Origin of the sequence: Rubrivivax gelatinosus (genome assembly GCF_004340905.1) — a bacterium.
GTDB lineage: Bacteria > Pseudomonadota > Gammaproteobacteria > Burkholderiales > Burkholderiaceae_C > Rubrivivax > Rubrivivax gelatinosus.
On the sequence record NZ_SLXD01000002.1, the window covers coordinates 49986 to 73374 of the forward strand.

At 71.4% G+C, this 23389-nt stretch carries 19 protein-coding genes and 1 pseudogene; 9 read left to right on the plus strand and 11 right to left on the minus strand.

Translation table 11 applies throughout. From position 1 onward, the window contains the following. Window position 1: 1 nt before the first annotated feature. On the plus strand, window positions 2-1003 hold the full coding sequence (locus EV684_RS03415; protein ID WP_132644816.1) for a Gfo/Idh/MocA family protein: 1002 nt from the start codon (window positions 2-4) through the stop codon (window positions 1001-1003). Between the two features lies 1 nt (window position 1004). Here the strand turns inward: EV684_RS03415 and EV684_RS03420 are convergent, their stop codons facing one another. The 5 genes from EV684_RS03420 to ettA form a co-directional block, all read right to left on the minus strand. Then, a complete protein-coding gene (locus tag EV684_RS03420; protein WP_200222465.1) occupies window positions 1005-2144 on the minus strand; it encodes an ABC transporter permease in 1140 nt (379 codons plus the stop codon). Next, window positions 2122-3045: an ABC transporter ATP-binding protein gene (locus EV684_RS03425; protein WP_132644817.1), complete on the minus strand. Its 924-nt coding sequence runs from the start codon at window positions 3043-3045 to the stop codon at window positions 2122-2124. Before EV684_RS03425 ends, EV684_RS03420 begins: the two co-directional genes overlap by 23 nt. Further along, window positions 3042-4004, minus strand: coding sequence for an HlyD family secretion protein (locus EV684_RS03430; RefSeq protein ID WP_132644818.1), 963 nt, complete (start codon window positions 4002-4004; stop codon window positions 3042-3044). The genes EV684_RS03425 and EV684_RS03430 overlap by 4 nt, the downstream gene beginning before the upstream one ends. Continuing rightward, window positions 4001-4651 carry a TetR/AcrR family transcriptional regulator gene (locus EV684_RS03435; RefSeq protein ID WP_132644819.1) on the minus strand — a complete coding sequence of 217 codons (651 nt, stop codon included), beginning with the start codon at window positions 4649-4651 and terminating at the stop codon, window positions 4001-4003. Before EV684_RS03435 ends, EV684_RS03430 begins: the two co-directional genes overlap by 4 nt. Window positions 4652-4752: 101 nt before the next feature. Continuing rightward, window positions 4753-6417, minus strand: a complete 1665-nt coding sequence (gene ettA / locus EV684_RS03440; protein WP_132644820.1) for an energy-dependent translational throttle protein EttA — start codon at window positions 6415-6417, stop codon at window positions 4753-4755. A 309-nt stretch (window positions 6418-6726) separates the two neighbouring features. On the opposite strand from ettA, the gene EV684_RS03445 reads away from it, so the two are divergent. Then, complete coding sequence (locus EV684_RS03445; RefSeq protein ID WP_132644821.1) at window positions 6727-8130, plus strand: DEAD/DEAH box helicase; 1404 nt, start codon at window positions 6727-6729, stop codon at window positions 8128-8130. Between the two features lie 104 nt (window positions 8131-8234). Further along, window positions 8235-10733, plus strand: a complete 2499-nt coding sequence (locus EV684_RS03450) for an ATP-binding protein (RefSeq protein WP_165908385.1) — start codon at window positions 8235-8237, stop codon at window positions 10731-10733. Between the two features lie 58 nt (window positions 10734-10791). On the opposite strand, the gene EV684_RS03455 is transcribed toward EV684_RS03450, so the two are convergent. The 5 genes from EV684_RS03455 to EV684_RS03475 form a co-directional block, all read right to left on the minus strand. Continuing rightward, on the minus strand, window positions 10792-11604 hold the full coding sequence (locus EV684_RS03455) for a peptidylprolyl isomerase (RefSeq protein ID WP_132644823.1): 813 nt from the start codon (window positions 11602-11604) through the stop codon (window positions 10792-10794). Between the two features lie 70 nt (window positions 11605-11674). Then, window positions 11675-11938, minus strand: a complete 264-nt coding sequence (locus EV684_RS03460; protein WP_132644824.1) for a BolA family protein — start codon at window positions 11936-11938, stop codon at window positions 11675-11677. Continuing rightward, complete coding sequence (locus tag EV684_RS03465; RefSeq protein ID WP_132644825.1) at window positions 11935-12576, minus strand: septation protein A; 642 nt, start codon at window positions 12574-12576, stop codon at window positions 11935-11937. The genes EV684_RS03460 and EV684_RS03465 overlap by 4 nt, the downstream gene beginning before the upstream one ends. A gap of 97 nt (window positions 12577-12673) precedes the next feature. Continuing rightward, window positions 12674-13120: a peptide-methionine (R)-S-oxide reductase MsrB gene (gene msrB / locus EV684_RS03470; protein ID WP_132644826.1), complete on the minus strand. Its 447-nt coding sequence runs from the start codon at window positions 13118-13120 to the stop codon at window positions 12674-12676. After that, the gene (locus tag EV684_RS03475; protein ID WP_132644827.1) at window positions 13117-14601 is read right to left on the minus strand and encodes a protein adenylyltransferase SelO; all 1485 of its coding nucleotides are present in this window, start codon (window positions 14599-14601) and stop codon (window positions 13117-13119) included. The genes msrB and EV684_RS03475 overlap by 4 nt, the downstream gene beginning before the upstream one ends. A gap of 166 nt (window positions 14602-14767) precedes the next feature. Between EV684_RS03475 and EV684_RS03480 the strand changes: the two are divergent. From EV684_RS03480 to EV684_RS03495, 5 genes and pseudogenes are all read left to right on the plus strand, one after another. Next, window positions 14768-15998, plus strand: a pseudogene (locus EV684_RS03480) (branched-chain amino acid ABC transporter substrate-binding protein). Between the two features lie 40 nt (window positions 15999-16038). Then, a complete protein-coding gene (locus tag EV684_RS03485; protein WP_132644828.1) occupies window positions 16039-17061 on the plus strand; it encodes a branched-chain amino acid ABC transporter permease in 1023 nt (340 codons plus the stop codon). Window positions 17062-17081: 20 nt separating this feature from the next. Then, window positions 17082-18365, plus strand: a complete 1284-nt coding sequence (locus EV684_RS24255; protein WP_243651031.1) for a branched-chain amino acid ABC transporter permease — start codon at window positions 17082-17084, stop codon at window positions 18363-18365. Next, on the plus strand, window positions 18362-19144 hold the full coding sequence (locus EV684_RS24260; RefSeq protein WP_243651032.1) for an ABC transporter ATP-binding protein: 783 nt from the start codon (window positions 18362-18364) through the stop codon (window positions 19142-19144). Before EV684_RS24255 ends, EV684_RS24260 begins: the two co-directional genes overlap by 4 nt. Next, window positions 19138-19833 carry an ABC transporter ATP-binding protein gene (locus EV684_RS03495; protein WP_132644829.1) on the plus strand — a complete coding sequence of 232 codons (696 nt, stop codon included), beginning with the start codon at window positions 19138-19140 and terminating at the stop codon, window positions 19831-19833. Before EV684_RS24260 ends, EV684_RS03495 begins: the two co-directional genes overlap by 7 nt. A 13-nt stretch (window positions 19834-19846) precedes the next feature. Here EV684_RS03495 and ubiM read toward each other — a convergent pair whose 3' ends face one another. Next, window positions 19847-21049: a 5-demethoxyubiquinol-8 5-hydroxylase UbiM gene (ubiM, locus tag EV684_RS03500; protein WP_132644830.1), complete on the minus strand. Its 1203-nt coding sequence runs from the start codon at window positions 21047-21049 to the stop codon at window positions 19847-19849. Window positions 21050-21267: 218 nt separating this feature from the next. On the opposite strand from ubiM, the gene EV684_RS03505 reads away from it, so the two are divergent. Then, the gene (locus EV684_RS03505) at window positions 21268-23376 is read left to right on the plus strand and encodes a 3-hydroxyacyl-CoA dehydrogenase NAD-binding domain-containing protein (protein WP_132644831.1); all 2109 of its coding nucleotides are present in this window, start codon (window positions 21268-21270) and stop codon (window positions 23374-23376) included. The last annotated feature ends 13 nt before the right edge of the window (window positions 23377-23389 follow it).

Genomic DNA, 23389 nt, shown 5'->3' on the forward strand with positions numbered 1-23389 from the left:
CATGAGCACGATCCAGCCGCTGCGCTGGGGCCTCGTCGGCCCCGGGACGATCGCCCGGCGGTTTGCCGACGCCCTGGGCGTGGTGCCCGGCGCCCGCCTGGTGGCCGTGCACGGCGGCCGCCCGGGCCATGCCGAAGCGTTTACCGCGCGCTGGCCGGCCACCGTGCACCACGAACTGGCGGCGCTGCTGGCCGACCCGCAGGTCGACGCCGTCTACATCGCCACGCCGCACAGCGCGCACGCCCAGGCCATCGCCGCGGCGCTGGACGCCGGCAAGCCGGTGCTCTGCGAGAAGCCGCTGGTGGCCACCGCGGCCCAGGCGCGCGCCGTCGTCGCCCGTGCCGCCGAGCGCCGCGTGTTCCTGATGGAGGCGCTGTGGTCGCGTTTCCTGCCGTCGTGGCAGCAGCTGCGCGCCTGGCTGGAAGCCGGCGAGATCGGCACCGTGCACGCGGTGCAGGGCACGTTCTGCCTGCGGCTGCCCTTCGACCCGGCCTCGCGGCTGTTCGCGCCGGCGCTGGCCGGTGGCGCGCTGCTGGACATCGGCGTCTACGCGCTGTCGCTGGCGCAGTGGGTGATGCAGGCCCAGGGCGGCGGCGAGCCCGAGGGCTTCGACGTCACCGGCACGCTGGCGCCGACCGGCGTCGACCTGCACCTCGCGACGCAGCTGCGCTGGGACGGCGGCGCGGTGGCGCAGTTCGTCATCGGCTTCGACGGCGCGGCCGACAACGCCTGCCGCATCCACGGCCAGCGCGGCACGATCACGCTGCAGCCCAACTTCTGGGAGTGCACGCGCGTCACGCTGCAGCGCCGCGGCGAGCCCGGGCAGACGCTCGAGCTGCCGTTGCGCCAAAACGGCTTCGAGTACCAGATCGAGGCCGCGACGGCCTGCATCGCCGCCGGCCAGCTGGAGAACGCGGCGATGCCGCTGGCGCAGACGCTGGCGGTGGCCGAGCTGAGCGACGCGATGCGCCAGCGCCTGGGCGTGCGCTACCCGTTCGAGTGATTCAGTCGATGGTCTGGCGGTAGCGCAGCATCGCCACCCCGCCGGCGGCCAGCGCGAAAGCGGCGATCGCCGCCGCTTCGGGCCACAGGTCGGCGAAGTCACTGCCCTTGAGCATCACGGCGCGCACGATGCGCAGGAAGTGCGTCAGCGGCAGCACTTCGCCGATCGTCTGCGCCCAGCCCGGCATGCCGCGGAACGGGAACATGAAGCCCGACAGCAGGATGTTCGGCAGGAAATAGAACATCGTCATCTGCATCGATTGCATCTGCGAGCGCGCGATGGTGCTGAAGGTGAAACCCACCGCCAGCGTGGCGACGATGAACAGCAGCACCATCGCCGACAGCAGCACGAAGCTGCCGGCCATCGGCACGTGGAACAGCACGCGCGCCGCGGCGAAGACCAGCAGCACCTGGCCGTAGCCGATGATCACGTAGGGCAGGATCTTGCCGGCCATCATCTCCACCGGCCGCACCGGGGTGGCCAGCAGGTTCTCGAGCGTGCCGCGCTCGCGTTCGCGGGTCATCGCCATCGAGGTCATCATCACCAGCGTCATCGTCAGGATGACGCCCATCAGCCCCGGCACGACGTTGAACGCGGTGATGCCCTCGGGGTTGTAGCGCTTGTGCACGCGGACCTCGAACGGCGCCGCGCCGCCGGCCAGCGGCGCCAGCGGGCCGGTGAGCTCGCTGCGCAAAGCCAGCGTCGGCAGCGCCGCCAGCGCGGCCACCGCCTGGCCGGTGGCCGCCGGGTCGCTGGCGTCGGCCAGCACGACGAGCGGCGGCGTCTCGCCGCGCAGCAGCCGGCGCGTGAAGTCGCCCGGGAAGACGAGCGCGAACTGCACCTCGCCGCGCGCGATCAGGTCCTCGGCACCGGCTTCGCTCGGCGTGGCGACGATCTCGAAGTAGCCGGTGTTGCGCACCGCGGCGACGACGCTGCGCACGACGGGCGACTCGTCCAGCGCGACGACGGCCGTCGGCAGGTGCTTGGGGTCGCCGTTGATCGCGTAGCCGAACAGCACCAGCTGCATCAGCGGCACGCCGATCAGCATCGCGAAGGTCAGCCGGTCGCGGCGCAGCTGGATCAGCTCCTTGCGCAGCACCGCGAGGATGCGGCCCCAGCTAAGCGAGAGGATCCTGGGCATGCTGGGTCAGCGAGATGAAGACGTCCTCGAGCCCGGTGGCGATGGGCTCGACGGTCCAGCGGTGGCCGGGCGCGGCACTGTCCAGCCAGGCGGCGAAGTCCTCGCCGGCGCGCGCGCTGACGTGCACCGAACCGCCGAAGGGCACCGCCATCCAGCGTTCGTCGTGCGCCAGCAGCGCCACCGCGTCGGCCAGGTGTTCGCCGCGCAGCGTCCAGGTGCGCAGCCCTGCGGCGGCCACCACCTCGGCGGCGGTGCCGGCGGCCAGCAGCCGGCCGTAGCTGATGTAGGCCAGCCGGTGGCAGCGTTCGGCCTCGTCCATGTAGTGCGTCGACACGAGCACCGTCAGCCCCTCGGCGGCCAGCGCGTGGATCTGCTGCCAGAAGTCGCGCCGCGCCTTGGGGTCGACGCCGGCGGTCGGCTCGTCCAGCAGCAGCAGTTCGGGCTGGTGCAGCATGCAGGCGGCCAGCGCCAGGCGCTGTTTCCAGCCACCCGACAGCGCGCCGGCGAGCTGGGTGCGCCGGCCGGCCAGCCCGAGGCGCTCCAGCGCGCCGTCGACCGCCTGGCGGCGCTCCGGCATGCCGTAGACACGGGCGACGAAGTCCAGGTTCTCCTCGATCGACAGGTCTTCGTAGAGGCCGAAACGCTGCGTCATGTAGCCGACGCGGCGCTTGATGCGGCGCGCGTCGCGGCGCAGGTCCAGGCCCAGGCAGCGGCCTTCGCCGGCGTCGGGCTCGAGCAGGCCGCAGAGCATGCGGATCGTCGTCGTCTTGCCGCTGCCGTTGGGGCCGAGGAAGCCGCAGATCTCGCCGCGGCGCACCTGGATCGAGATCGCGTCGACGACGGTGCGCGTGCCGAAACGTTTGCTCAGGCCGCGCACGTCGATCGCGAGCTCGGCGCTCATCGTGCGGCGTCCGGCAGCGACACCTGCACCGGCTGCCCGGGCTTGAGCGCCGAGACGCCGTCGGGCCAGGCTTCGGCGCGGAAGACGAGCTTGCTGCGCGACTCGTTGCTGTAGATGACCGGCGGCGTGTACTCCGCCTCGTGCGAGACGTGGCCGATGCGCGCGGTGAGGCCGGCCGGGCAGCCGTCGCAGGCCACCGCGACGCTGGCGCCGACCTGGGCGCGCGCCAGCAGCGCCTCGGGCACGAAGAACCGCAGCTTGACGGCGCCCGGCGGCAGCAGCACGACGACCGGCGAGCCGGCCGGCACCCATTCGCCGGGGCGGTACAGCGTGTCGTAGACCTGGGCGGCGACCGGCGCGGCGCGTGCCTTCTGGTCTTCGTGCCAGCGCGCCAGCGCGGCATCGGCGCCGGCGCCGCGCGCGCTGGCGGCGGCCGCGGCCACCGCGTCGGCGCGTGCCGCTTCGTCGGCCAGGCGGCGGTCGGCCTCGAGCTCGTGCACACGCGCGGCGTCGGCGTCGCGCGCGGCGACGAGTTCGTCCAGCCGCGCCGCCGAGACGAAACCCTGGTCCACGAGCGCACGCTGGCGCTTCAGCGCCGACTCGCTGGCCGCCAGCGCGGCGCGGGCCTGGGCGAGCTGGGCGTCGAGCGCCGCCCGTTCCAGCGGACGTTTGCCTTTGCGCAGGTCGTCGGCCTGCGACTCGGCCGCCGCGCGACGGGCGTCGGCGGCCTGGCGCGACAGCGCTTCGGCGTCGGCGTCGAGCGCGAACATCGGCTGGCCGGCCTGCACCGCGTCGCCGCGTCGCACGTGCAGGGTGCGCAAGGTGCCACCGGCCGAGGCGGCGACGTAGACCAGCTCGGCTTCGGCATAACCGGCCAGGGGCGCGTCCGTGCGCTGGCCGCAGCCGGCCAGGAAGAGCAGGGCGGCGAGCGCCGCAGCACGTTGGGGCAGGGCGTTCATCGTCGAGGCTCCGGGTCGGGGGCCAGGCCACGCAGCGCCCAGTCCAGGCGTTCGGCGATGCGTTCGGGAGCCACGGCCAGCGGTGTCAGCCGGGAGACGAAGGCCGGCGGCGCGATCTCGCGCCCGCTCATCAAGCGCGTCACCAGCACCGGCAGCGCCAGCGAGGCCAGCAGGAACATCAGCTGGTGCAGCGGCTCGGCGCGGCGCAGCCGGCCGGCGTCCTGCGCCTGGGCGATCAGGCCCAGCAGCACCGCGGGGTGGCGCTGTTCGATCGTCGCGACGAAGCGCCGCACCGCCGGTTCGCCGGCCGCGGCGTCGGCCAGCAGGAGGGCGAGGAAGTCGCGGTGGCGTGCGACCCAGCCGACGAACTCCAGCAGCGCATCACGCAGCGCCGGCAGCGGGTCGCCGGGGCGCCGGGCGAGGTCCTGCAACTGGCCGAACATCGGCGCGTACCAGCGTTCGATCAACTCGGCGACGAAGGCGTCGCGGGTGCCGAAGTGATGCACGAAGCTGCCGAGGTTGGCACCGGCCTCGGCGGCGACGGCACGCACCGTCAAGGCCTTCAGACCACGTTCGCGCGCCAGCGCCAGGCCGGCCTGCAACAGGCGTTCGCGGGCGCCGGGGTCGGCGGCGGGGCGGGAGCTCATGCGATGTTTATACGCGTGTACAAGCGTGACCGCAATCCTGGGCCCGGAAACGAAAACGGCGGCCCGCAGGCCGCCGTCCATTCAGGCGTCGCCGCCCGGCCTCACTTGATCGGCTTGAAGCGCACGCGCTTCGGGCGCGCGCCTTCCTCGCCCAGGCGCTTCTTCTTGTCTTCTTCGTACTCGTGGTAGTTGCCGGCGTAGAAGAACCACTGCGACTCGCCTTCGCAGGCCAGGATGTGGGTCGCGATGCGGTCCAGGAACCAGCGGTCGTGGCTGATGACCATCGCGCTGCCGGCGAACTCGAGCAGCGCCTCTTCCAGCGCACGCAGGGTCTCGACGTCCAGGTCGTTCGACGGTTCGTCGAGCATCAGCACGTTGCCGCCCTGGGCCAGGGTCTTGGCCAGGTGCAGGCGGCCGCGTTCGCCGCCGGAGAGGTTGCCGACGAGCTTCTGCTGGTCGTTGCCCTTGAAGTTGAAGCGCCCGAGGTAGGCGCGGCTGGGCATCACGAACTGGCCGACGACGATGTTGTCCAGGCCGCCGGAGACGTCTTCCCACACCGTCTTCTCGCCGGCCAGGCTTTCGCGGCTCTGGTCGACGAAGGTGACCTTGGCGGTCTTGCCGATCACGACCTCGCCGCTGTCGGGCTGCTCCAGCCCCTGGATCATGCGGAACAGCGTCGACTTGCCGGCGCCGTTGGGGCCGATGATGCCGACGATGGCGCCCGGCGGGATCTTGAAGCTGAGGTTGTCGATCAGGCAGCGCTCACCGAAGCTCTTGGTGACGCCCTTGAACTCGATGACCTCGTTGCCCAGGCGCTCGGCGACCGGGATGAAGATCTCGTTGGTTTCGTTGCGGCGCTGGTAGTCGACGTCCGACAGCTCCTCGAAGCGGGCCAGACGCGCCTTGCTCTTGGCCTGGCGGCCCTTGGCGTTGGAGCGGACCCACTTGAGTTCCTCCTTCATCGCCTTGATGCGCGCGTCTTCCTTCTTCTGCTCGACTTCCAGGCGGCGTTCCTTCTGGTCCAGCCACTCGGAGTAGTTGCCCTTGTACGGGTGGCCGAAGCCGCGGTCGAGTTCGAGGATCCACTCGGCGGCGTTGTCCAGGAAGTAACGATCGTGGGTGATCGCCACGACGGTGCCCGAGAAACGCTGCAGGAACTGCTCCAGCCAGTCCACCGATTCGGCGTCCAGGTGGTTGGTCGGTTCGTCGAGCAGCAGCATGTCGGGCTTGGACAGCAGCAGCCGGCACAGCGCGACACGGCGCTTCTCGCCGCCGGACAGCAGGCCGATCTGCGCGTCCCAGGGCGGCAGGCGCAGCGCGTCGGCGGCCAGCTCGAGCTGCAGGTCGGTGTTCTCGCTGCCGGCCGCGGCGATGATCGCCTCGAGCTCGGCCTGCTCGGCGGCCAGCTTGTCGAAGTCGGCGTCGGGCTCGGCGTACTCGGCGTAGACCTCGTCCAGGCGCTTCTTGGCGGCGAGCACACCGCCGATGCCCTGCTCGACGGCTTCGCGCACGTTCTGCTCGGGGTCGAGCTGCGGCTCCTGCGGCAGGTATCCGATCTTCAGCCCGGGCATCGGGACGGCATCGCCCTCGATGTCCTTGTCCAGGCCGGCCATGATCTTCAGCAGCGTCGACTTGCCGCTGCCGTTGACGCCGAGCACGCCGATCTTCGCGCCGGGGAAGAAGGACAGCGAGATGTCCTTCAGGATCTGCCGCTTCGGCGGCACGATCTTGCCGACGCGGTTCATCGTGAATACGTACTGGGCCATGGAGTCCTGTTCGGTTCTTTCGGAAAGGTTGGAGCACGGCCGCGCGGCGCGGCCAAACCGCTATTGTCGCCGTTCCGGGGCCGCCCATCGCCACCCTTCCGGCAAGGACGGGCCGGTGCACACGGGGGACGCCGCCGCCCGTAGGGTCTCGTCCTGCAGCTTTGATCTGCATCAGATAGAATTTTCGGTACCGATGCAGAGCCCAGTCGCTGCATCGACGTCGAGCCCGACGCCGCCTCGCGGCCCCATGATCCGACGCCTGCGACTGGCGCCCCCGAGCGGGCGACAGGCCGACCGAACACCAAATCCATGAATTTTTCCGATCTCGGCCTTGCCGAGCCGCTGCTGCGCGCCGTGCGCGAACAGGGCTACGACGTGCCGACCCCGATCCAGGCCCAGGCGATCCCCGCAGTGCTGCAAGGCGGCGACCTGCTGGCCGGCGCGCAGACGGGCACCGGCAAGACCGCCGGTTTCACGCTGCCGATGCTGCAGCGCCTGTCGGCCGCCAAGCCGGTGCGCGACGCGCGTGGCCGCATCGCCGTGCGTGCACTGGTGCTGACGCCCACGCGTGAACTCGCCGCCCAGGTCGAGGAAAGCGTGCGCGCCTACGGCAAGTACCTGCCGCTGACGAGCATGGTGATGTTCGGCGGCGTCGGCATGCAGCCGCAGATCGACCGCCTGAGGAAGGGCGTCGACATCCTCGTGGCCACGCCCGGCCGGCTGCTGGACCACCACGGCCAGGGCACGCTGGACCTGTCGCAGGTGCAGATCCTGGTGCTCGACGAAGCCGACCGCATGCTCGACATGGGCTTCATCCACGACATCAAGAAGGTGCTCGCGGTGCTGCCGCAGAAGAAGCAGAGCCTGCTCTTCTCGGCCACCTTCAGCGACGAGATCAAGGCCCTGGCCGACCGGCTGCTGAACCAGCCGGCGCTGATCGAGGTCGCGCGGCGCAACGCCACCGCCGACACCATCGCGCAGAAGGTGCACCCGGTCGGGCGCGAGAAGAAGAAGGAGCTGCTGGCGCACCTGATCCGCCAGGGCGACTGGCACCAGGTGCTGGTCTTCACGCGCATGAAACACGGCGCCAACCGCCTGGCCGAGTACCTGAACGAGCAGGGCATCACGGCGATGGCGATCCACGGCAACAAGAGCCAGGGCGCGCGCACCAAGGCGCTGGCCGAGTTCAAGGCCGGCACGCTGCAGGTGCTGGTGGCCACCGACATCGCCGCGCGCGGCATCGACATCGACCAGTTGCCGCACGTCGTCAACTACGAGCTGCCCAACGTGCCCGAGGACTACGTGCACCGCATCGGCCGCACCGGCCGCGCCGGCGCCAGCGGCGAGGCCGTCTCGCTGGTCTGCCTGGACGAGGAGATCTTCCTGCGCGACATCCAGCGCCTGATCAAGCGCGAGATCCCGGTGCAGGCCATCCCGGGTTTCGAGCCGCCGGCGGGCGAGCGTGCCGAGCCGATCGTGCTCGGCCGCATGACGATCGGCGTCGGCGGCACGCGCCGCAACGCCGGCGGCGGCGGCGGCGGCGGCGCGCCTTCGCGCGGCGGGCGCCCGGGCGGCGGCCGGCCGCAGGGCCAGTCGGCCGGGCAGGGCGGTGGCCAGCGGGCCGGTGGCGGCACGCGCAGCGGTGCACCGTCCGGCGGCCATGGCCACGGCGGCGGCCGCGCCGCGCAAGGTCCGCGCGGCCCGCGCCGCTGAGCGCACGCTTCCTGCGGGCGCATCAGGGTCGGCGCCGCTGAACGGCGCCCCTGAAGGCCGCCTCGCTTATGCTCCCGGGGATCTGCAGGATCCCGGGAGTGGCGATGAGCCCACGCGCGCGTGTCGCGCATTGCACGATCGACTTCGAGTCGCGTCGCCTTCTGCTTGACGGAGAGCCCGCCCGGCTCGGCCCCCGCAGCTTCGATCTGCTGGTCACCTTGCTGGAAGGGCGATCGCGCGTGATCTCGCGCGCCGAGCTGATCGAACGCGTCTGGCCCGGCCCCGCGGTCGAGGACCACGCGCTGTCGGCCCAGGTCTCGCTGCTTCGCAAGCTGCTCGGCCCGGGTTCCATCAGCACCGTGGCGGGGCGCGGCTACCAGCTCGTTTGTGAAGTCGAGGAGCTCGTCGACGAGCCCGACGGGCTGGCGCCGTCGTCCCGGGTGATGGAACTGCCGGCAGGCCCGGCGGGCTTCGTCGGCCGCGTGGACGAGCAGCAGGCCTTGACGGCGCTGCTGCAGCAGGCGCGCCTGGTCTGCGTCTGCGGCCCGGGCGGTGTCGGCAAGACGGCGCTGGCGCTGCGGGTCGCCCAGGAACGCCGGCGTGCCGGGCAGGCGGTGCTCTGGGTCGAGGTGGGCGTGGGCTGCAGTGTCGACGAGATCGCCGCGTCGATCGCCGACCGCCTGGGGGTGCCGCAGACGCGCCATGTCGGCCCGCTGCCGGCGGTGCTGGCGGCCCTGCGCCAGCGTCCGGCGCTGCTGGTGCTCGACGGGGCCGAGGCCTGCTCGGCAGCCGTCTACACCATCGTCGACCAGCTCGCCGGGGCGGCGGCGCTACACGTCCTCGTGGTGTCGCAGACGGCGCTGCATCACCCCCAGGAGTGCGTGATGGCGCTCGCCGGTCTGGCGCTGCCTGCGGAGCAGGCCGCCCGCCAGGCGCTGGTGTCCGGCGACGCGATGCGGCTGTTCCTGGCGCGTGCCGGGCTGGGCGACGGGCGCGACCTGGACTTCCTTCAGCTGGAGCTGGCCGCCCGTGTGTGCCGGCAGGTGGGGGGCTCCGCGCTTGCGATCCGTCTGCTCGCCTCGCGGCTGCGCAGGCTCGGCGGCGACGGGCTTCCCGGGCTGCTGCACCTCAAGGACACGAGCCAGCCCGCGAGCCGCCAGACACTGTTGGCGACGCTGCAGTGGAGCTACCGCCTGCTGCCGCCGCTGGGCCAGCTGCTGCTGCGCCGCCTGGCCTGGTGCGTGCGCGGCTTTTCGTTCGAACTCGCTCTGGCGATCGGCCGCCAGGAGGTCGTCGAAGAGGCGGTTCACGGTGCCCTGGACGCGCTGATCGACTGCGGCCTCGTCGCCGTGGACGCCGGCGAACCGCTGCGTTTTCGCCTGCCCGAACCGATCCGTCAGTTCGTGCTGCTGCAGGAGCCGCTGCCCGCGCACGCGGCGGAGGTCCACGCACGCGCGCTGCTGGCGGTCTACGCCGACGCGGACGAGGCGCGATTGCGCTGCACCGAGCGTGCCTGGCGGCGGCGCTACGAACCCGATCTGGACAACCTGCTCGCGGCGCTGCGCTGGGCCAGCGTGCACGATGCGGCGCTCGCGTACGAGCTGCTGGGGGCCACGCCGATGCTGTTCTCGCTGCTGTACCGGCAGCAGGAGTTCCTGGCGTTCGCCCAGCGCACCGAGGCCCTGGTGCCGGCGGCGCGGCTCGCACCCGCGGCGCTGGCACGCCACAAGCTCGCGCTGGCCAGGGTGCAGACGACGCCCTGGCCAGCGCGCGCCGTGGCACCGGCGCAGGAGGCGCTGGCGCTGCTGCGCGAACTGGGTGACCCGCGGGCGGCTTTCGTCGCCCAGGTGCTGCTGGCCAGCATCGTCGACGGCGCGCCCCAGCGGCTGGCCGAAGCCCAAGCCATGCTCCCCGAGATCGTGGCTGCGGCGCAGCAGGGTTTCCCGCCGCTGCTCGCACGTTACCGCTTCCAGGCCGAGGCGCTGGTCTATTCCTTCCTGGGCCGGACTGCCGATGCGCTCGTCGCCTGCCGCTGCTGCGCGGCATTGGCGCGCGAGGCGGGCTGGGACTTCTACGCCAGGTCGGATCTCTCCAACCTGGCCTACCTGCATCTGGAAGTGGGTGACACCGCCGAGGCGATCCGCATCGGCGAAGAGCTGGCGGCGCTGCACCGCGGCGCCATCGGCTCGCAGGCCTGCTTCGCGCTGGGCAACCATGCGCACGCGCTGCTGCGGGGAGGCCGGCTCGCCGAGGCCCGGGCGGCGCTGGAAACCTACGTCGAGGTCGCGCGTGCCAGCGACTGGGCCTCGTTCGAGGTGCTGAGCGCGCAGTTCGCGCTGTTCGCCGCGCGCGAAGGGCGGCTGCACGCCGCCGCCTTCCTGCTGGGTTATGCCGACCGCTGCGTCGAGCGCGGGGCGCGGCGCTTCAGCGCCTACACGCGTTCGTACGGCGAGGCCGCCGAGTGCGTGCGCCAGGGGCTGGCGGGGGAGGTCGCCGCGCACTGCCGGCGTGCCGGCGGCGAGGCCGATCAGCATCAGGTCGTCGTTGCGACGCTGGACGCCGGCGACTACGCCCCTCTCACGCTGGTGGACGACGCCGGCTGAGCGACCGCAACAAAAAAGGCCCCTCGCGGGGCCTTGGCTGCTGCGGCGGGAAGCCGGCTCACTCGGCGCCGAACTTGTAGTCGGTGCGGGCCTTCTTGCGCAGCTCTTCCTGGTACTGCTGCAGGCTGGCCTGCTCCATGCGCTGCTTGAGCTGGTCCTTGACTTCCTCGAATGCCGGGAACTGCGCCTCGCGCGTGTCGTCCAGGCGGATGATGTGCCAGCCGAACTGGCTCTTCACCGGCGTCTGCGTCATCTCGCCCTTCTTCAGCGCGACCATCGCCTGGCTGAACTCGGGCACGTAGGCGTCGGGCTTGGCGAAGTCCAGGTCACCGCCGTTCTCGCCGGAGCCCGGGTCCTTGGAGTTCTTCTTGGCCAGCTCCTCGAAGCTCGCACCGCCCTTGATCTGGGCAATCAGGGCCTTGGCCTCGTCCTCGGTCTCCACCAGGATGTGGCGGGCGTGGTACTCGGTGCCGGCGGCCGAGGCCTTGATCTTCTCGTACTCGGCCTGGGCGGTGGCGTCGGCCACCGGGTGCGTCTTGCGGTAGCTGTCGAACAGCTCGCGGATCAGGATGCTCTGACGCGCCAGCTCCATCTGCGCCTTGTAGTCGGCGCTGGTGGCCAGGCCCTTCTTCTCGGCTTCCTGGACGAAGATCTCGCGCAACACGACCTGGTCGCGGGCCTGCTGCTGCAGTTCCGGGCCGACCTGCTGGCCGGCTCGAGCGGCCTGCTGCAGCAGGGTCTCGACGCGGCTCTTGGGCACGGGCTTGCCGTTGACGACGGCGATGTTCTGCGCCTGGGCGGCCAGCGGCATCAGCAGTGCGGCGGCCGCGGTGGCGAGCGCCGTGCGCACGGCGAAGGACTTCGAACTCATGGATGGCACTTTCGGATGGGACACGGGTCGCCCGCGGCGGCCGCGCGTCGATGGAGTTGTTCGAGGGGTGTCAGTCCTGGCGGGGCGGCTGCGCGTCGATCGCGAGTGCATGCACGCCCCGTTGGCCCAGAGGGCCGAGGGCATCATACACAAGGCGATGACGCGCCAAGGGCGCCAGCCCGGCGAAGCGCGCGCTGCGGATGCGCACCTGGAAGTGGCCGCCTTCGCGGGCGCCGGCGTGGCCCGCGTGGCGGGCGCTGTCGTCGATGACTTCGAGCTCCACCGGCTCCAGCGCGGCGCGCAGCGCGGCTTCGATCTCGGCGGCGCGGCTCACTGCTTGCCCTCGTTCGTCGCGGCCGGTTCCTCGATGTAGCGGCCGAGGTACAGGCCCTGGGCGATCGTGAAGGCGAACATCAGGCCGATGCCGCCGAAGAGCTTGAAGTTCACCCAGGTGTCGGTGCTGAAGCTGTAGGCCACCCAGATGTTGAGCAGGCCCATCGCGGCGAAGAAAGCGACCCAGGCGAAGTTCAGGCGGTGCCAGACACGCTCGGGCAGCACCATCTGCGCGCCCAGCAGCAGCTTCAGCAGGTTCTTGCCGGCCAGCAGCGGCGCCAGCCACAGCGCGGTGCCCATGGTCCAGTACAGCACGCTGGGCTTCCACTTGATGAAGGTCTCGTTGTGGAACCAGATCGTCAGGCCGCCGAAGACGACGACCAGCACCAGGCTGATCCACAGCATCGCGTCGATGCGCTTGCCGCGCAGCTTGAGCACCAGCACCTGGGCCAGCGTCGCGAGGATCACGACGACGGTCGCCAGCAGCACCGGCGCCTCCTTCGGGCCGACGACGCCGCCGGAGACGAGCGCACCGAAGTTGGCGGTGGCGAAGTCCGCCGCCCATTCCGGGCGGCCCTCGGCGAGCTTGAAGCAGGCGAAGAAAAGGACGATCGGCAGGAAGTCCAGCAACAGCTTCATGCGAGGCGAGGGGAGCGGTTCATGGGGCGATTGTGCCGGCTGCCTCGGGTGGGCTGCGGCGAAGCCGTGGCGGCGGCGGGCCGATACGGGCCGGGGTTCACTCGGCCTCGGGCTTGAAGTCGATCGCCGCGGAGTTGATGCAGTAGCGCTGGCCGGTCGGCGCCGGGCCGTCCTCGAAGACGTGGCCCAGGTGGGTGCCGCAGCGGCGGCAGCGCACCTCGACCCGCACCATGCCGTGGCTGGTGTCGCGCACCTCCTCGATGACGTCGGCCTCCAGCGGCTGCCAGTAGCTCGGCCAGCCGCAGCCGGCGTCGAACTTCGTCTCGCTGGAGAACAGCGGTGCGCCGCAGCCCACGCAGTCGTAGCGGCCGCGGCCCGTGTGGTCCCAGTACCGGCCGGTGAAGGGCCGCTCGGTGGCCGCGTGGCGCGCCACCTGGTACTGCATCGGGTCGAGCTGGGCGCGCCATTCGGCGTCGCTCTTGCGGACCTCGTAGCGCGGGTCGTCGTGCGGGTGGACGGCGGGTTTCTTGTCGAACAGGCTCATGACGAACAGGAGACCTCGAGCTGGCGTGCCCAGTCGGGCGGGAAACCGGCGAGCGCCTCGTGTTCGGGCCGCTCGTCGAACGGATGCTGCAGCGCGGCCAGCAGCCGCGAGACCTCGCCGAAGTCGCCGGCCTCGGCCTGGCGGATCGCGGTCTCGGCGAGGTGGTTGCGCAGCACGAGCTTGGGGTTGGTGCGCTGCATGCGGACCCGGCGCTCGGCGTCCACGCTGGCCTCGGCGCGCAGGCGCTCGGCGTAACGCAGCGCCCAGGCGTCGAAGGCCTCGCGGTCGAGGAACAGGTCGCGCAGCGCGTCGTGCGTTGCGCCGGGCGTGCTGTCGAAACGCGCCAGGCGGCGGAAGGTGATCGTGTAGTCGGCACCGTCGGCGGCCATGCGGCGCAGCAGGTCGTCGACCAGCGCACCGTCTTCGGGGCGCTCGTCGTGCAGGCCGAGCTTGGCGCGCATCGCCGTCTGCAGCGCGACCAGGAACTCGCTCTTGTAGGGCTCCAGCGCGGCCACCGCGGCGTCGGGGTCGCCGATCAGCGGCAGCAGCGCCTGGGCCAGCGCGTGCAGGTTCCAGAACGCGACGTTGGGCTGGCGCGCATAGGCGTAGCGGCCCTGGTGGTCGGAATGGTTGCAGACGTGGCCGGGGTCGAAGGCGTCAAGGAAACCGAAGGGTCCGTAGTCGATCGTCAGCCCCAGCAGCGACATGTTGTCGGTGTTCATGACGCCGTGGCAGAAGCCGACGGCCTGCCACTGGGCGACCAGCCGCGCGGTGCGCCGCGCGACTTCCTCGAGCAGCGCGGCGTAGCGGTTGGCAGCCTCGGCCTGCGCCGGGAAGTAACGCTCGATCGTTTCGTCGGCCAGCCGGCGCAGCGCCGCCTCGTCGGCCGCGGTGTGGGCGAAGTGTTCGAAGTGGCCGAAGCGCAGGAAACTGGGCGCCCCGCGCGTGACGACGGCGGCGGTCTCGTAGCGTTCGCGCCGCACCGGCAGCGGCGAGCCGACCAGCGCCAGCGCACGTGTCGTCGGGATGCCCAGCGCGTGCATCGCCTCGGAGCACAGGTACTCGCGGATCGACGAACGCAGCACCGCGCGGCCGTCGCCCATGCGCGAGTAGGGCGTGAGGCCGCTGCCCTTGAGCTGCAGCTCCAGCGGCCCGAGCGGCGTGTCGGCCTCGCCGAGCAGCAGCGCGCGGCCGTCTCCCAGCTGCCCGGCCCAGACGCCGAACTGGTGGCCCGAATACACCGTGGCCAGCGTGCCGCCGGCCGGCTGGGCGTTGCCGGCCAGCAGCGCCAGCGCCTCGTCGTGCTGCAGCCAGTCCCACCAGCCGAGTTCACGCGCGAAAGCCTCGTTGCGCGCCACCCAGTGCGCCTCGGGCACCGGCTGCGGCGGCTGGACGACGGCCAGCGGCGCGCCGGCGCGGCGCACGAAACCGTCCTCGCGCCAGCGAGGCGCGGCGGGCGGGAGTGCTTGGGAGGGATGCATCGTGCCATTGTCCGTAGCGGCATCGCGCCGCGTGCGATCAGGGCTTTGCCACGGTCGCGCGGGGGCTGTCCCGCGGGTTACTCGGCGGACGGGACATCCCTGAGCGAGAGGCGGCGCAGCGGCGCTTAAGGTGCAGCGGCCGTCAGACACCACGAGGAGACGTCAGATGCGCTTGCGCCTTCCGGGGCCCCGCTGGCCCGCCGCCGTGTTCGCCGTTGCCGCCGCCGGCGCATTCGCCCAGGCCGGCACCGTGCGGGTCGCCTTCATCGACCCCTTGTCCGGGCCATTCGCCAACGTGGGCCAGAACCAGCTCAAGAGCTGGCAGTTCGTCGCCGACCAGATGAGCCAGGGCGGCAAGTCGGGGCCGAAGTTCGAGTTCGTGCCCTTCGACAACAAGGGCTCGCCGCAGGAGAGCCTGAACGCACTGAAGGCGGCCATCGACCAGGGCATCCGCTACGTCGTGCAGGGCAACGGCTCGGGTGCGGCGGCGGCCATTGCCGACGGCATCGAGAAGCACAACGCGCGCAACCCGGGGCGCGAACTGCTCTACCTGAACTATGCCGCCGTCGACCCGGCGCTGACCAACGAACGCTGCAGCTACTGGCACTTCCGCCTCGACGCCGACACCTCGATGAAGATGGAGGCGCTGACGAGCTACCTGAAGGACCGCCCGCAGCTGAAGAAGGTCCACCTGATCAACCAGAACTACGCCCACGGCGTGCAGGTGGCGCGCCATTTCCGCGAGGCGCTGGCGCGCAAGCGGGCCGACGTGCAGATCGTCGGCGACGACCTGCACCCGATCGGGCAGGTCAAGGACTTCGCGCCCTATGTCGCCAAGATCAAGGCCTCCGGCGCCGACGCCGTCGTCACCGGCAACTGGGGCCAGGACCTGACGCTGCTGATCCGCGCCGCGCACGACGCCGGGCTGGGCGCCGACTTCTACACCTACTACGCCTCGACCAGCGGCGTGCCCACGGCGATGGCCGCGGGCGTCGGCGGCACGGTGCGCATGGTCGCCTACAGCCACAACGCGCTGCCCGGCGTCGTGACCTTGCAGGACGCGTTCAAGCAGAAGTACGGCGAGGACTGGTACACGCACGCCACCTACAACGGCATCGCGATGCTCAGCGAGGGCTTCCGGCGCGCCGCAAGCACCGATCCGGCCAAGGTGGCGCCGGTGCTCGAAGGCCTGCGCTTCGCCGGCTTCCAGGGCGAGGTTGGAGATGCGCGCCAGCGACCACCAGCTGCAGCAGGCGCTTTACATCTCCGAGTGGCGCAAGGCCGACGCGCGCAACCCGTACTCGGTCGAGAACACCGGCTACAACTTCCAGGAGCTCAAGGCACTGGACGCGCAGGTCGCGAGCACGCCGACGACCTGCCGGATGAAGCGGCCCTGAGCGCGCGGCGTGCCGCGCCCGTTATCGTCACGCCCTCGTGATGGACGCGTCGCACTTCCTCGTATCGCTGCTCAACGGCCTGTCGCTGGGGCTGCTGCTGTTCATGCTGGCGGCCGGCCTGACGCTGATCTTCAGCCTGATGGGCGTGCTCAACTTCGCCCACGCCAGCTTCTACATGCTGGGGGCCTACGTCGCCTATTCGGTCACCCAGCTCGCCGGCTTCTGGACGGCGCTGCTGCTGGCGCCGCTGCTCGTGGGCCTGGCCGGCGCGGCGTTCGAGCGCCACGTGCTGCGCCGCGTGCACGCCCACGGCCACGTGTCGGAACTGCTGGTGACCTTCGGCCTGGCCTACGTCGTGCTGGAACTGGTGCAGCTCGCCTGGGGCCGCCAGGCGCTGGACTTCGGCCCGCCGCCGTCCTTGCGCGGGCCGCTGTTCACGCTGGTGGACCTGCCGGGATCGCTGTCGCTGGCCTGGGGCGCCGCGCCCGAGGTCTGCCGCAGCGCCGGCGCGGTCTGCACGCAGTTCCCGGCCTTCCGCGCCTTCGGCATGGCGGTCGCGCTGGGCATGCTGCTGGCGGTCTGGCTGCTGCTCAGGAAGACCCGCGTGGGGCTCGTCATCCAGGCCGCGCTGACGCATCCGCAGATGGTCGAGGCGCTGGGCCACGACGTGCCGCGTGTGTTCATGCTGGTCTTCGGCGGCGGCACGGCCCTGGCGGCGCTGGCCGGCGTCATCGGTGGCGCGCTGCGCGTCACCGAGCCGGCGATGGCGCAGGCGCTGGGGCCGGTGGTGTTCGCGGTCATCGTCATCGGCGGCATGGGCTCGCTGGCCGGAGCCTTCGTCGCCTCGCTGCTGCTGGGCGTGCTGGACTCGTTCGCCGTCGGCAGCGACCATTCGCTGGCCGACCTGCTGCGCGTGCTGCAGTGGCCGGTGACGCCCGAGAGCTTCGGCTGGGCGCTGTGGAGCATCAAGCTGTCGCAGGTGGCGGCGATCCTGCCCTATCTGCTGCTGGTGCTGGTGCTGGTGCTGCGGCCGCGCGGGCTGCTCGGCCGGCGCGAGGGTTGAACGTGCGCGGCCTGCCTCGAGTGGATGCGCGGCTGCGCCCGTCCCGGCCGGCGCGTCGGCTGCTGGTCTGGGGCGGCTACGCGCTGGTGCTGGCGCTGGCGCCGCTGGCCTTCGACAGCAGCCTGGCGCTGACCGTGCTGTCGCAGATCGGCATCACCATCATCGCCTGCCTCGCCTTCAACATGCTGCTGGGGCAGGGAGGCATGCTGAGTTTCGGCCACGCGGTCTATTCCGGTCTGGGCGCGTTCTGCGCGATCCACGCGCTGAACCTCGTGGCCGAGGGACGCTGGGCCCTGCCGGTGAGCCTGATCCCGCTGGTGGGTGGTGCCGGCGGACTGGTGTCCGCGGCGCTGCTCGGCTGGGTGACGACGAAGAAGGCCGGCACGCCGTTCGCGATGATCACGCTGGGCATCGGCGAACTGGTCGCGGCGATGGCGCTGATGTTCCCGGGCTTCTTCGGTGGCGAGGGCGGCATCAGCGGCAACCGCGTCGTCGGCGCGCCGCTGGCCGGCATCAGCTTCGGGCCGCAATGGCAGGTCTACGCGCTGATCGCGCTCTACTGTTTCGCCTGCACCGTGGCGATGTACGCCTTCACGCAGACGCCGCTGGGCCGCATGCTCAACGCCGTGCGCGACAACCCCGAGCGTGTCGAGTTCATCGGCTACAGCACGCGCCGCGTGCGCTACCTGGCTTTCGTCGCATCGGGTTTTTTCATGGGCATCGCCGGCGGCCTGGCGGCGCTGAACTTCGAGATCGTCACCGCCGAGGTCGTCGGCTCGGCGCGCTCGGGCGCCTACCTCCTGTTCACCTTCCTGGGCGGTGCCGCCTACTTCTTCGGCCCGATCATCGGCGCGGTGCTGATGGTGCTGTCGGGCGTGTTGCTGTCGGAGCTGACGCGGGCCTGGCTGCTCTACCTGGGGCTGGTCTTTCTCTTCATGGTGATGGCCGCGCCGGGGGGCATCGCCAGCCTGGTGGTGGCCAACCTGCGGCTGGCGGCGGCGGGGCGGCTGCGGCCGCTGGCGGCCTCGTACCTGGCGCTGGGCGGGCTGGCGCTGGCGATGCTGGCGGGCGCCGGTGCCATGGTCGAGATGGTCTACCACCTGCAGCTCGAGGCCGCCAGCGGGCCGACGACGAGATTCGCCGGGCTGACGCTGGACGCGGGCTCGGCCGATGCCTGGGTCGGCTCGGGGCTGCTGCTGCTGAGCGCCGCGGCCTTGTTCGAACTTGCGCGCCGCCGACTGGCCGTGCAGTGGGACGCCGCGCAGCGCGCGATCGAGGCCCAGGCGCAGGAGGCCGCGAGGTGACCCCCGCCCTGGAGCTGCGTGCGCTGCACAAACGTTTCGGCCGCACCGAGATCATCCGCGGCGCCAGCCTGGCGGTCGCACCCGGTGAACGGGTCGCGATCATCGGCCCCAACGGCGCCGGCAAGAGCACGCTGTTCAACCTCATCAGCGGGCGCCTGGCGCCGAGTTCGGGCGAGATCCTGCTCGGCGGCCAGCCCATCCACGGCCTGCCGCCCTACGAGATCAACCGCCGCGGCCTGGCGCGCAGCTTCCAGGTCAGCCATCTGTTCCCGCGCCTGTCGGCGTTCGAGAACCTGCGCTGCGCGCTGCTGTGGAGCCTGGGCTACCGCTATGCATTCTGGAAGTTCCTCGGCCGGCTGCACGACGCCAACGACAGAGCCGACGAGTTGCTGCGCATGCTGCAGCTCGAACGCCGCCGAGACGTGCCGGCGATGCAGCTGAGCTACGCCGAGCAGCGTGCGCTGGAGATCGGCATCACGATCGCCGGCGGCGCTGCGGTGGTGCTGCTCGACGAACCGACCGCCGGCATGAGCCGCAGCGAGACCGCGCACTTCGTCGACCTGATCCGCCGTGTCACCGAGGGCCGCACGCTGCTGACGGTGGAACACGACATGGGCGTGGTGTTCGGGCTGGCCGACCGCATCGCCGTGCTGGTGCACGGCGAGGTCATCGCCTTCGACACGCCGGCGGCGGTGCGCGCCGATGCCCGCGTTCGCGAGGCCTACCTCGGCCCGGTGCTCGCCGCCGAAGACGCCTGCGGAGACGGCGCGGCATGCTGAGCCTCGACGAACTGCACGCCTTCTATGGCCAGAGCCACGTGCTGCACGGCGTGAGCTTCGAGGTCGGCGACGGCGAGATCGTCGCCCTGCTGGGGCGCAACGGATCCGGCCGATCGACGACAGTCAAGGCGGTGATGGGGCTGGTCGCCGCACGCGGCTCGGTGCGCTGGCGCGGCCGGGAACTGGTGGGCCTCAGCCCGTTCCAGATCGCCCACGCCGGGCTGGGCTACGTGCCGGAAAGCCGCGACGTATTCCCCGGCCTGACGGTGCATCAGAACCTGCTGCTGGGCGAAAAACGCGGCCGGCGCACGCCGCGCTGGCACGCCGAGGACCTCTACGCCTTGTTCCCGCGCCTGAAGGAGCGTGAGCACACCGCCGCCGGCGTGTTGTCGGGCGGCGAGCAGCAGATGCTGACGCTGGCGCGCACCCTGATGGGCGACCCGGATCTGGTGATGATCGACGAGCCCACGGAAGGCCTGGCGCCCCGGATCGTCGAGCAGGTGGCGGCGCTGCTGCACGAGTTGCGCCGCCGCGGCGTCTCGGTGCTGCTCGTCGAGCAGAAGCTGACGATCGCGCTCGACGTCGCCGACCGCTGCCTCCTGATGGGCCATGGGCGCATCGTCTTCGACGGCACGCCGGCGGCATTGCGCGCCACCCCGGCCCTGCGCCGGGAGTGGCTGGAGGTCTAGCGACGCCCCCGTCTCAGGCCGATGCCGAGCGCCGCACGCCCCCGGTGAGCTGGCGCGCGATCAGCGTGCGCAGCGGCGCCGCGACGCTGGCCGCCTTCAGCACCGCACCACGCACCAGCTTGGCCGGCGGCGTGTCGTCGGTGAACAGGCGCACGATGGCGTTGGTGCCGAGGTAGATCGGCAGCGTGCGCATGCGGTGCTCGCGCTCGTAGGCCGCCAGTACCGCGGCGTCGCCCAGGTCGCGGCGGTCTCGCGCGGCGCGCGCCAGTTCACGCGCCAGCACCTCGACGCCGTAGAGGCCGAAGTTGTAGCCGTGCGCGGTGACCGGGTGCATGCCGACCGCGGCGTCGCCGACGAGCGCGAAACGCGGGCCGGCGAAACGTGTCGCATAGGCCGCGACCAGCGGGTAGGCGTGGCGCGGCGCGGCGACGTCCATGCGGCCCAGGCGGCGGTCGAAATGCTCCTCGACACGCAGCGCGAAGGCTTCGTCCGACAGCGCCATCCACTCCGGCGCCTGGTCGCTCTTCAGCGTCACGACGGCCGAACTCTGGCGCCCGGCCATCGGCAGGATGGCCAGCGTGTTGCCGTAGCGGAAGCACTCGTGCGCGGTGTTTTCGTGGTCTTCCTCGTGGCGCATGCGCACGACGATGCAGGTGCGGCCGAAGTCCAGCAGGTGCGCGCCGATGCCGCCCAGGCGCCGCGTCGTCGAGAAGCGGCTGTCGGCGGCGACGACCAGCGGCGCGCGCCAGGCGCGGCCGTCGGCCAGACGCACGGTTGCGGCCTGTTCGTCGCGCTGCAGCGCGGTGACCTTCGCGTCGCCGACGATCTCGACACCCGGCGTGGCGGCGGCCGCGGCGTAGGCTGCTTCACGCAGGCGATGGTTGGGCACCAGGAAACCCAGCGCCTCGTGGCCGTCGGCCTGGCCATCGAAGGGCAGCACCAGCGGCGACGCGCCGTTGCGCACCAGCGCGCGCTTCAGCGGCGCGATCTCGTCGGCCGGCAGGCGGTCCCAGTGGCCCAGGCGCTCGAGGATGGCGCGAGCGCGGTGCGTCAGCGCGATGTCACGGCCGTCTTCCGGCGGCGCGACCAGCGACTCGGCGCTGTTCTGTTCGAGCACGGTGCTACGCAGGCCGGCCTGCGCGAGCGCCGCCGCCAGCGCCAGGCCCGCGGGGCCGGCGCCGACGATGGCGACGTCGGTGGTGTGGAGGTCGTTCACAGTCGTTTGAGGGGCATCAAGGCCCCGAGTGGCCGGCGCACGATATCGGCGCGTCGCCGTCATGGGCTTGACTGAAGTCATGCGCGAGGCGGCGCCGGCCTTTGTCGCCGCAGGGACAGCGCGCCCCGAAACCCGGCTCCTAGAATGAAACGACCGTTCGAAACCGAGCCGAACCGAGGCCTTCCCGCCTCGGAAGACGGCCCCCAGAAGGAGACATCATGGCCGTCCGTTACGACCTCCACGGCGAGGTCGCCGTGCTCACGCTGGACAACCCGCCGGTCAACGGCCTGGGGCTGGCGACGCGGCGCGAACTGAGCGCCGGCCTGGAGCGTGCGCTGGCCGACCCGGCCGTCGTCGCGATCGTCGTCACCGGCGCCGGCAAGGTGTTCTCGGGCGGCGCCGACATCAAGGAGTTCGGCACCGACCGGGCGATCGCCGAGCCCAATCTGCATTCGCTGATCCGCCAGGTGGAACTGGCGGGCAAGCCGGTGGTCGCCGCGATGCACGGCACCTGCATGGGCGGCGGGCTGGAGCTGTCGCTGGCCTGCCATTACCGCGTCGCCGCGCCCGGCACCAAGGTCGCGCTGCCCGAGGTCAAGCTCGGCCTGCTGCCCGGCGCCGGCGGCACGCAGCGCCTGCCGCGTGTGCTCGACGTCGAGACCGCGCTGAACATGATCGTCTCCGGCGAGCCGGTGGCCAGCGAGCTGCTGGCTTCGCTGCCGGGGCAGAAGCTGTTCGAGCAGATCGTCGACGGCGAGCTGCTGGCCGGCGCGGTGGCCTTCGCCGCCGCCAAGGGCCACGAACACGCCGGCGGCGCGCCGCTGCCGCGTGTGCGCGACCTGAAGGCTCGCCACGCCAACCCCGACGCCTTCTTCCAGTTCGCGCGCAACACCGTGAAGGCGATGGCCCGGCACTTCCCGGCGCCGGCCAAGTGTGTCGACGCCGTCGAAGCCGCGGTCAAACGCGACATCGACGCCGGCCTGGCCTACGAGCGCGAGCTCTTCATGGCGCTGATGTTCACGCCCGAGAGCCAGGCGCTGCGTCACGCCTTCTTCGCCGAACGCGCCGCCAGCAAGATCCCCGACGTGCCCGAGCACACGCCGCTGCGCCGCATCGCCAAGGTCGGCGTCGTCGGCGCCGGCACGATGGGCGGCGGCATCAGCATGAACTTCCTCAACGCCGGCCTGCCGGTGACGATCCTGGAGACGACGGCCGAGGCGCTGGAGCGTGGTGTCGCGACGATCCGCCGCAACTACGAAGCCCAGGTCAAGAAGGGCAAGCTGAAGGAGGACAAGTACCAGCAGCGGATGGCGCTGCTGACGACGACGCTGGCCTACGCCGACCTGGCCGACTGCGACCTCGTCATCGAGGCTGTCTACGAGGACCTGGGCGTCAAGCAGCAGGTCTTCGGCGCCTTGGACGAGGTCGTCAAGCCGGGCGCCATCCTCGCCAGCAACACCTCGACGCTGGACCTGAACCGCATCGCCGGCTTCACCAAGCGCCCGGCCGACGTCGTCGGCCTGCACTTCTTCAGTCCGGCCAACGTGATGAAGCTGCTGGAGGTGGTGCGCGGCGAGAACACCGCCAAGGACGTGCTCGCCACCGTGATGCAGCTCGCCAAGACGATCCGCAAGACGGCGGTGGTCTCAGGTGTCTGCGACGGCTTCATCGGCAACCGCATGATCGAGCAGTACAGCCGCCAGGCCGGCTTCCTGCTGGAAGAAGGCTGCACGCCGCAGCAGGTGGACAAGGCCGTCGAGGCCTTCGGCTTCGCGATGGGCCCGTTCCGCATGGGCGACCTGGCCGGCAACGACATCGGCTGGGCGATCCGCAAGCGCCGCTACGTCGAGCAGCCGCAGATGCGCTACAGCCAGACCGCCGACCTGCTCTGCGAGATGGGCCGCTACGGCCAGAAGACCGGCGCCGGCTGGTACGACTATGCGCCCGGCAAACGCGAGGCGATCCCGTCGCCGGTGGTCGAGGAGATGGTCGCGAAGCACCGCGCCGGGCTCGGCATCACGGCGCGCACGATCTCCGACGACGAGATCGTGCACCGCCTGGTCTACGCGCTGGTCAACGAAGGCGCCAAGATCCTCGAGGACGGCATCGCCAGCAAGGCCAGCGACATCGACATGGTCTACCTCACCGGCTACGGCTTCCCGCTGTGGCGCGGCGGGCCGATGTGTTACGCCGACAGCCAGGGCCTCTTCAACGTCGTGCAGACGATGAAGGCCTTCGCGCGCAACCCGCTGGACGACGCCGGGTTCTGGGAGCCCGCGCCGCTGCTCGAGCGCCTGGCCGCCGAAGGCCGCCGCTTCACCGCCTGAAGCCCCGAACCCG